Origin of the sequence: Streptomyces hokutonensis, assembly GCF_042751305.1 — a bacterium.
Taxonomy (GTDB): domain Bacteria; phylum Actinomycetota; class Actinomycetes; order Streptomycetales; family Streptomycetaceae; genus Streptomyces; species Streptomyces hokutonensis_A.
Genome location: NZ_JBHYWD010000007.1, coordinates 113,004 through 121,675, shown reverse-complemented (window position 1 = coordinate 121,675; position 8,672 = coordinate 113,004). Strand labels below are relative to the sequence as shown.

The 8,672-nt window shown below is 71.6% G+C and carries 9 protein-coding genes; 6 read left to right on the top strand and 3 right to left on the bottom strand.

The window, feature by feature from the left end; genetic code table 11:
• Nucleotides 1-488 (top strand): RNA polymerase sigma factor (locus ACFXC1_RS20215; protein WP_381244482.1); only part of this gene is annotated, 488 nt, incomplete at its 5' end.
• Complete coding sequence (locus tag ACFXC1_RS20210; RefSeq protein WP_381244481.1) at nucleotides 472-927, top strand: hypothetical protein; 456 nt, start codon at nucleotides 472-474, stop codon at nucleotides 925-927. The genes ACFXC1_RS20215 and ACFXC1_RS20210, both read left to right, overlap by 17 nt.
• 297 nt (nucleotides 928-1,224) lie before the next feature.
• On the opposite strand, the gene ACFXC1_RS20205 is transcribed toward ACFXC1_RS20210, so the two are convergent.
• Entirely contained in the window at nucleotides 1,225-1,905 is a 681-nt protein-coding gene (locus ACFXC1_RS20205; RefSeq protein ID WP_381244479.1) for an IclR family transcriptional regulator, read from the bottom strand.
• Between the two features lie 73 nt (nucleotides 1,906-1,978).
• Here ACFXC1_RS20205 and ACFXC1_RS20200 point away from each other — a divergent pair, with 73 nt between their 5' ends.
• Together ACFXC1_RS20200 and ACFXC1_RS20195 are read left to right on the top strand one after the other, a co-directional pair.
• Entirely contained in the window at nucleotides 1,979-2,623 is a 645-nt protein-coding gene (locus ACFXC1_RS20200) for a nitroreductase family protein (RefSeq protein WP_381244478.1), read from the top strand.
• A gap of 59 nt (nucleotides 2,624-2,682) precedes the next feature.
• Nucleotides 2,683-3,207, top strand: coding sequence for a hypothetical protein (locus ACFXC1_RS20195; RefSeq protein WP_381244477.1), 525 nt, complete (start codon nucleotides 2,683-2,685; stop codon nucleotides 3,205-3,207).
• On the opposite strand, the gene ACFXC1_RS20190 is transcribed toward ACFXC1_RS20195, so the two are convergent.
• Nucleotides 3,200-4,357 (bottom strand): serine hydrolase domain-containing protein, encoded by a 1,158-nt coding sequence (locus ACFXC1_RS20190; RefSeq protein ID WP_381244475.1) that lies wholly within the window; start codon nucleotides 4,355-4,357, stop codon nucleotides 3,200-3,202. The two genes, ACFXC1_RS20195 and ACFXC1_RS20190, sit on opposite strands and share 8 nt — an antisense overlap.
• A gap of 246 nt (nucleotides 4,358-4,603) precedes the next feature.
• Between ACFXC1_RS20190 and ACFXC1_RS20185 the strand changes: the two genes are divergently transcribed.
• Together ACFXC1_RS20185 and ACFXC1_RS20180 are read left to right on the top strand one after the other, a co-directional pair.
• The gene (locus ACFXC1_RS20185; protein ID WP_381244473.1) at nucleotides 4,604-5,923 is read left to right on the top strand and encodes an alginate lyase family protein; all 1,320 of its coding nucleotides are present in this window, start codon (nucleotides 4,604-4,606) and stop codon (nucleotides 5,921-5,923) included.
• A gap of 43 nt (nucleotides 5,924-5,966) precedes the next feature.
• Nucleotides 5,967-8,303 (top strand): RNA polymerase sigma factor, encoded by a 2,337-nt coding sequence (locus ACFXC1_RS20180; RefSeq protein ID WP_381244471.1) that lies wholly within the window; start codon nucleotides 5,967-5,969, stop codon nucleotides 8,301-8,303.
• Here ACFXC1_RS20180 and ACFXC1_RS20175 read toward each other — a convergent pair.
• On the bottom strand, nucleotides 8,285-8,668 hold the full coding sequence (locus ACFXC1_RS20175; RefSeq protein ID WP_381244470.1) for a winged helix-turn-helix transcriptional regulator: 384 nt from the start codon (nucleotides 8,666-8,668) through the stop codon (nucleotides 8,285-8,287). The genes ACFXC1_RS20180 and ACFXC1_RS20175 overlap by 19 nt on opposite strands.
• Nucleotides 8,669-8,672: the final 4 nt, after the last annotated feature.

Genomic DNA, 8,672 nt, shown 5'->3' with positions numbered 1-8,672 from the left:
TCGCCCCCGCGCCTCGGGCCCCGCCGCACCCATGGTCGCGCCCCACCCCCCCCGCCCGCGCCGGGCGCGCCGCCCATCGCCCCCCCCCCCCCCCGCCCCACGAGATCGCCTCCGAGGCCTTCACCCGGCTCTGGGCCCGCTGGACGAAGGTCGCGGAACCGCGCGGCTTCCTCTACGTCACCGCGGCCAACCTCGTCCGGGACCACTGGCGCAAACTGGAGCGCGAGCGCCGGGCCGTGCGCCGCGCCACCACCGAGGAAGCGATACGCCCGCCGACCGAACAGACCGACCCGTCCGTACGGCTGCTCGTCCAGTCGCTGCCGGAACGACTGCGCGTCCCGATCCTCCTGCACTACTACGCTGACATGCCGATCCGGGAGGTGTCCGTGCTGACCGGGCGCAAGGAAGGAACCATCAAGGCCGACCTCCACGCGGCCCGCGAACTGCTCCGAGCCCATCTGAGGAGAAGCCTTGACCACACACTTTGACGAGGAGGACGAGGGGCGTGAGCCCGACTTCGCCCTCGACGACCCCCTCACGGTCATCCTGCGGCCTTCCTCCGCCGAGTACCTGGGCCCGCCCGTCGGCCGCTACGAGTCGATCCGCCGCGGCGCGCACCGCCGCCGCCTGCTCCGCGCGGCGGCCGGCGCCGGCGCGACCTGCGCGGTCCTCGTCCTGGCCGCCCTCCCGTTCCGCCTGGCCCACCGCGACACCCCCGTGACCCCCACGGTCCCCCTCGCCCCACCTCCCCTGAGCAGCACTCCTACGACTCCGCCCGCGCCGCCCGCCACCCAGGCACCCAGCCCCAGCGCGGACCCGAGCCGCACGAGTGTCCCCAGCATGGAACCGTCCAGGGCCCCCACGGCACCGGCCTCACTCGCGTCCCGAACCGCCGCCCCCTCGGCCATACCGACCCGAACGCGGTAACTCCCGCGCCCACAGGGGCAATTGCAGCCGATCGTGTGACGATCAACTGGAGCTGTCCCACCAGATGATCACCTTCTGGGACCACTTCACCGCGACGGGCGACCCGAACAGTTACGGCACCCCGAACTGGCAGAAGTACCGTACGGGGACAGGGGAGTTGATGTCCCTGAAGGCCTGCGACGCCGCCCCGTCGAGCGACAGCCCCCGGTGGCCTGCTCGAAAGCCACCCGCGACTTCGCCCAGGAACACGACCTGGACTTCTGGGGGAGCCTCGGGACGCCGGGCAGCTGACGCGAGTTACGGCCGCCCCGTGCGCGGCGGTTCGTCGAGTACGCGGCTCACCGCGACGGCGGCCTCCCGTACGGCGGGGCCCAGCCGGTCGTAGGGCGTGCTGGTGGCCGCACTGACCGAGACGGCGGCCACCGTGATGCCGGCCCTCAACACCGGTGCGGCCAGGGACAGTTCGCCGAGCCGGTACTCCTCGTGCGCGGTGGCCAGGCCTGTCGCGCGGACCCGGGCCAGCTGGGCGCCGAGGGGGCCCGGCGCGGTCAGTGTGTGCGGGGTGTGGCGTTCGACGGAGGCGGGCGGGCCGTGGCCGTGGGCCAGCAGGACCTTGCCGGCCGCCGTCGCGTACAGCGGCAGGCGTTCGCCGCTGACCAGGCACAGCGCGGTACCGTCCGCCGGTACGGCGACGTCGGCGTGCCCGCCGGTGCGCGCGGACAGCGCGCGGAGCGCGGGCAGCGCCGCGTCCAGCAGTCCGCGCGGGCAGGGCGCCGCCGCGCCGAGCGCCCGGATGCGGGTGCCCAGGCGGTAGGAGCCGTCGGCCGCGCGCTCAAGTCCGCCCCAGGCCACCAGTTCCGGCACCATCCGCAGCGCGGTCGGCACCGGCAGTCCCGTCCGCCGTGCGATGTCCGTCAGCCGCAGGGTGTCAGGACCGCCCACGAAGGCGTCCAGCACCGAGAAGACCCGCCCGGCCACTTCGCACCCCAGGTTTTCAACCAGCGAAAGCCGGACGTTGTCGCCGCCAGGCACGCCCCGCGAAGGTCAACACATGACTCTCGCCCTCTCTTCCGACGAGCTCCTGTCCACCACCCGGGCCGTCCGCCACCGCCTCGACCTCACCCGTCCCGTAGCCCGTCAACTTCTCGAAGAATGCGTGGACTTGGCGGTCCAGGCGCCCACCGGCCGCAATCGCCGGCGCCGGCACTTCGTCATCGTCACCGACCCGCAACGACGGGCCGCCCTCGCCGACCTGTGGCGGGCCGGGGTGAACACGCCGGGTGCCTCCGCCCCCGTCCCGCTGCGCGACCTCCGCCGGGCCGACGTCGCCCACATGGACCGCGTCTTCTCCGGCGCCGCACACCTCTACGAACACCTCCAGGAGGTCCCGGCACTCGTCGTCCCGTGCGTGGAGGGCCGTACCGACGAGGCCCCCGTACTCCACCAGGCAGGCACCTGGGGATCCATCCTCCCGGCGGTCTGGAGCTTCATGCTCGCCGCCCGCGCCCACGGCCTCGGCACCTGCTGGACCACGGGCAACCTGGTCCACGAGAAGCAGACGGCCCGCTTCCTCGGCATCCCCTGCTCCGAGGTGATGCAGACGGCCCTGATCCCCGTCGCGTACACCCTGGGCACGGACTTCCGCCCGGCTCGCAGGATCCCCCGCGAGGAGGTACTCCACTGGGACGAATGGTGATGGAGGAGAGAACCGCCGATTGTTTTGAACGTGTTCAATTATCGGCGTAGGCTGCCGCCATGAACGACAGAGCCGCCCTTCTGAAGGGCATCCGCGTCTGGCTTGCCCTGTTCGTCGTCTGTCTGGTGCTCAGCGGCGCCACCGCCTTCCCGCTGGTCCACGAACTCCGTTGGGCCGAGGACCTGTTGACGTCCCTGTCCGTACCGCACTACCTGCCCGCCCTCGCGGATTGGATCGAGCGCGTACGCCAGGGACTCGACACCGCCGACACCGACTACCCCTTCCTCCTCTACGGCACGGACTGGCTGGCCTTCGCCCACCTCGTCATCGCGGTCGCCTTCTACGGCCCCTACCGCGACCCGGTCCGCAACATCTGGGTCGTCGAGTTCGGGATGATCGCCTGCGCCGGAATCATCCCGCTCGCTCTCGTCTGCGGACCGATCCGCGGAATTCCCTTCTGGTGGACGGTGATCGACATGTCCTTCGGGGTCATCGGGATCGTCCCGCTGTACGTCGTCCGGAAGAAGATCAAGCGGTTGGAAGCCGTGCTCGCGCCGACTCCCGCCCCCGCCCCGGCTACTTGAGCGCCGCCAGCGCGATCCGCATCGCGACCGCGTTCATCGACTCGCCCTTGGCGTCCGTGGAGTTGACGGAGTAGACGAGGGTGCGGGAGAGGTCGCGGGTGGCCAGGACGACCGCGCTGTAGCCGTACCGGGAACCGGACTTGAGCCAGTACACCTTCCCGCCGTACTCGAAACGCTGGAGGCCGGCGCTGTAGCTGGCGCCCTCGATGCCGGACGGCACCGTGAACATCTCCTTCAGGTACGGCTCCGGCACGATCCGCCCCCGGAACAGTGCCGTGATCAGCCGTTCCAGGTCGGCGGTCGTCGAGATCATGTCGCCGGCCGCCCACCGGTCCGCCTGGTTCCAGTCGGTGACGTCGACGAACTCCGTTGTGCCGTCGGTCTGTTGGACCACCTGGTAGCCGTGGTTGTGCGGGCCCCGGATGCGCGGGTCGGTGCCGGGGAAGTACGTGTCCCGCATGCCCGCCGGGCGCAGCACGAGGCGGGTGGCCTCGGAGGCGTACGAGTGTCCCGTCACCTTCTCGATCAGCAGGCCGAGGATCGTGTAGTTGATGTTGAGGTAGTCCTGCTGTGTGCCCGGGCGGAACTCCGGGCCCTTCGCCACCGCCGACGCCACCACCTCCCTCGGCGTGAGTGTGTCGAAGCGGTGCGCGTACTGGTCGGCGAAGGCGTCCCCGAAGCCGTCACCGGCCTGGATACCGCTGGTGTGGGTCAGCAACTGCCGTACGGATACGGGCTCGAAGGCCTTCGTGAGCAGCCCCGGCAGATAGCGCTGGACCGGTGTGTCCAGGTCGACCTTCCCCTGTGCGGCGAGCCGCAGCACGGCCGCCGCCGTCACGACCTTCGTCGTCGAACCGGCCCGGAAGCGGGCGGCGGGATCGGCGGCGGCACCGCTCTCCAGGTCATGTACACCGGCACTCCCGCGCCAGCTTCCGTCCGTCCCTCCCACCCGCACGAGGGCCGCCGTGGCATCCGCGTCCGGCAGTCCGACGAGCGCGGCCCGCAGCGCCTCGGTGTCCGGGCCGGCCGTCTCCCGTACGGCAGTTGAGGGCGAGGAGGACGCGGCGAACGCGGGTGCGGCCAGCGGTCCGGCCGCGAGGGCGAGGACGAGCGAGGCGGTGAGGACGGTGGTGCGACGGCGGGTGCGCATCGGCTGCTCCTGGGTTCTCCGGTGGCTGTCGGTGATCAGCCTCATCGCATACGGCCCACCGCGGATCGTCGGCGAGGAGGGCACCCACCCTGGCGCCACCCGGACCAACTCCCTTGCGGAACAAGGGGTTTACCGGGGTTGGCCCCCTACGGGATCCAACTCGGCGCCGCAAAAACTGTTATCGCCGAAGCCTTCACCCCGTCTCCCTCTGCGTCCTCCGTTTCCTCACGCACCGGAGCCACCCACTTGGCAACGAACGCACCCGAGCCGACCGGCGCCCCCAAGCCGACCGGCACCCGCAGGCCCGCCAACAAGCACCGCCTCACCCGCCGGGGCCTGTTCACGCTCGGCGGCGGAGTCGCGGCGGCGGGAGTCGTCGGCGGCGGGATCGCCGCGTTCTCCGGAGGCGGCGCCGACGCCGCGCAGCCCGGCACGGCCATCGGCACCGCCACCGCCCGGCCCGAGGCGCTGACCCACCCGGGCATGCTGCACAACGCCGGTGACCTGCACCGCGCCAAGGTCCGGATCGCCGCCCACAAGGACCCCTGGCTGAAGGGCTGGACCCGGCTCACCAACAACCCGCATTCCGCGAGCACTTGGCGGCCCCGCCCGCAGGCCGTCGTCGTCCGCGGCGGCACCGGCCAGAACTACGGCATCCTCTACAACGACATCCACGCCGCGTACCAGAACGCCCTGCGCTGGCGGATCGGCGGCACCAAGGCCAACGGCTCCACAGCCGTCGCCATCCTCAACGCCTGGTCGGCCACCCTCACTTCGGTCAACGGCAACGCCGACCGCTTCCTGGCCTCCGGCATCTACGGCTACCAGTTCGCCAACGCCGCCGAACTCGTCCGCGACCACCCGGACTTCGAGTTCGCCCGCTTCAAGAAGATGCTGCGCACGGTGTTCCTGCCCATGAACACCGACTTCCTGACCAATCACAACACCGCCAACATCACCAACTACTGGGCGAATTGGGACCTGTGCAACGTCGCCTCCCTGATGGCGAGCGGCATCCTGTGCGACGACCGCGCCACCTTCGAACGCGCGGTGACCTATATGAAGTCCGGCGCGGGCAACGGCTCGTTCAAGCACGCCATCCCGTTCGTCTACAGCGGCCAGAACCTCGCCCAGTGGCAGGAGAGCGGCCGGGACCAGGGCCACACCATGATGGGCATGGGCCTCATGGGCGCGATCTGCGAGATGGCCTGGAACCAGGGCGTCGACCTCTACGGCTACCTCGACAACCGCTTCATGAAGGCCGCCGAGTACGTCGCCAAGTACAACCTCGGCGCGGCCGTGCCCTTCACGACGTACGCCTGGCGCAGCGGCCAGGGCGCCGGACGCTACCTGGAGCAGCCTGTGATCTCCGACATAGCCAGGGGAACCGTTCGCCCGGTTTGGGAGATTCTGCACAACCACTACGCCCGCCGGCGGCGTCTGACCACCCCGTTCATCACGCTCATGGCTGAGAAGGTGCGTGCGGAGGGCGGTGGCGGCGACTACGGGCCCAACAGCGGCGGCTACGACCAACTCGGCTTCGGGACGCTGCTGTACAGCAAGTGACACCGTCGTACACCAAGTGACACCGGGGAGGGTGAGAGGCGACATGGACGGGGACGGACGGCAGTGGCACTCCACCATCGCCGCGGCACAGGCCGGTGACCGGCGGGCGCTGGACGAACTGGTCGCGGGCTGGCTGCCGTTGGTCTACAACGTGGTCGGCCGCGCCCTCAACGGCCATGCGGACGTGGACGACGTGGTCCAGGAGACGATGCTCCGCGCCGTCGACCACCTCGGCTCGCTCCGCGACCCCGACAGCTTCCGGTCCTGGCTGGTCGCGATCGCCATGCGCCAGATCCGGGACCGGGCCCGCCGCCGCAAGTCCCCCGACCAGCTCCCGGACGGGCTCCCCGGCGACGCCGCCGACTTCGCCGAACTCACCGTCCTGCGGCTCCAGTTGGAGGGCCAGCGGCGCGAGGTCGCGGAGGCGGTCCGCTGGCTCGACGACGAGGACCGCCAGCTCCTCTCCCTGTGGTGGCTGGAGGTCGGCGGCGAACTCACCCGCCGCGAACTGGCGTCCGCCGTCGGCATCAGCCGCCAGCATGCGGCGGTCCGCGTCCAGCGCATGAAGGAACGCCTGGAAACCGCCCGGGCCATCGTCCGCGCCCTCGACGGCGCCTGCCCCGACCTGCGCGAAGTCACCGCCCGCTGGGACGGCCGCCAGGACTCGGTCTGGCGCAAACGCGTGGCCCGCCACCTGCGAGGCTGCACCTACTGCGGCGACCCCCGCGAATCCGTCGTCCCCGCGGAACGCCTCCTCGTCGGCATCGCCCTCGTCCCCCTCCCACTCGGCTTCACCCTGTCCCTGGCCTTCGGCGCGAAGACGGCGGCGGCTGCGACGGGGTTGGCGGGGGCGGCTTTTGCGGCGGGGGCGAGTGGGATGGGTGGGGCGGGCGGGGCGGCTGGTGTGGTCGGGGCGGGCGGCTCTGCGGGTGCGGCGGGTTTCGCGGGATCGGCTGGGGCGGCGGGTACCGCCAGTTTCGCCGGCTCGGCCGGGGCCTCGGGTGTCGCGGCCTCGGCCGGGACGGCAGGAGCAGCGGGCACGGCGGGTTCGGCAAGTGCTGCCGGTGCCATGGGTTCGGCGCACGCTGCCGGTGTTGTGGGTTCGGCGGGGCTGGCGGGGGTTTCGGGTGCGGTGCATGCTGCTGGGGTCGTAGGTGCTGGGGGAGTTTCGGGTGTTGCGGGGTCTGCCGGTGTTGTGGGTTCGGCGGGGGTTTCGGGTGCGGTGCATGCTGCTGGGGTCGTAGGTGCTGGGGGAGTCTCGGGCGTCGCCGGATCCACGGGCCTGCCCGGAGCCGCGGGAGCTGCCGGAGCCGCGGGTTCGGCCGGGGGCGCCGGAGTTTCGGGTGTCGCGGGGTCTGCCGGGGCTGCGGGTTCGGTGGGCGCTGTGCACGGGGCAGGCGCCGTGGGTTCGGCGGGCGCGGCCGGTGCTGCTGGCGCCGCCGGAACCGCCGCCGGTGCGGCGGGAACCGTCGGCTCGGCCGGTGGGCCCGCCGGCTGGTCGGCCAAGGTGCTCGGGCTGCTGACCAAGCCCCTCGTCGCCGTGACGGCGGGCGCGACGATCGCGGCGGGCGGCGCCTACGTAGCCACCCACACCCCGAACACCCCACCCCCGAAGGCCCTGACCCCCACGGCGACGGTCGGCACCCTCCACCCCCCGTCCGCGACGGCTACCGCGACCATCCCATCCCCCTTCCCGTCCGGATCCCCGTCCCTCCCCCCGTCCCCCTCCTCCTCCTCGAAGACGACGAGCGGACCGTACGGCTCGGTGGTCGACGCCGTGGACCGTGCCCCGAACCCCGACACCCCACCCGCCGCCCTCCCGCACCGCCCGGCCTCCGGCCTCAGCAGCACCGGCGGGGCGCACGCCACCATGAACCATCGCGGGGACAACGTGACGCTCAGGGGCCAGGGTTACGTCCTCGTCCGCTGGCAGATCTCACCGCAGTACCGCTCCGGCGCGCTGGTCATGCCGAGTTGGACCACGCTGAAGGGCAAGCTCTTCCACGTCGCCTCGGGCGGCGGTCGCCGCATGGACGACCGGGTCGGCACCACCGACCCCACCGCCACCGGTATGGGCAGCAAGACCACCGGCTACGACGTCCTGCCCACCGGCACCCAACAGATGTGGCAGAACGAGTACTTCTACATCGACGGCAGCGTCACCCTCACCGTCAACGAACGCGGCGCCGACTACGGCCTCAATGTCTTCCCCACCACCTGGGACGCCGTGGAACAGGACATCACCACCGGCCCCGCCCAGGGCGCCACCCGCTACGGCCTGACCCGAGACACCGGAAAGGACAACGCCCCGGTACCCCAGTACGTCACCCGCACCACCCCGGCCGACCCGGCGACGGTCGCTCAGGCCTCCCGGGTCTGACCGTCCCGCCCGTAGTCGTCCTGCGCGGCCATGACCTCGTCCCCGTGCTTGAACGCCCATGCCCCGAACGCGTCGATCGGTTCGAGCAACGTCCGCCCCAGCGCGGTGAGTTCGTACTCAACGCGCGGTGGCGAACCACCGTAGGACCGCCGTGCCACCAGCCCGTTGAACTCCAGCCGCCGCAAGGTCTCGGTCAGCACCTTCTGGCTGATCCCGCCGATCCGCTCCCGCAACTCACCCGGCCGCCGCGGACCGTGCCGCAGCGCCCAAAGCACCACACAGTTCCAGGTGTTGCCGAGCAGGTCGAAGGCGAGCCGGGCCCGGCAGTCGGCGAGAAACACGGGGTCGGAGGTCACGCACCACATGGTG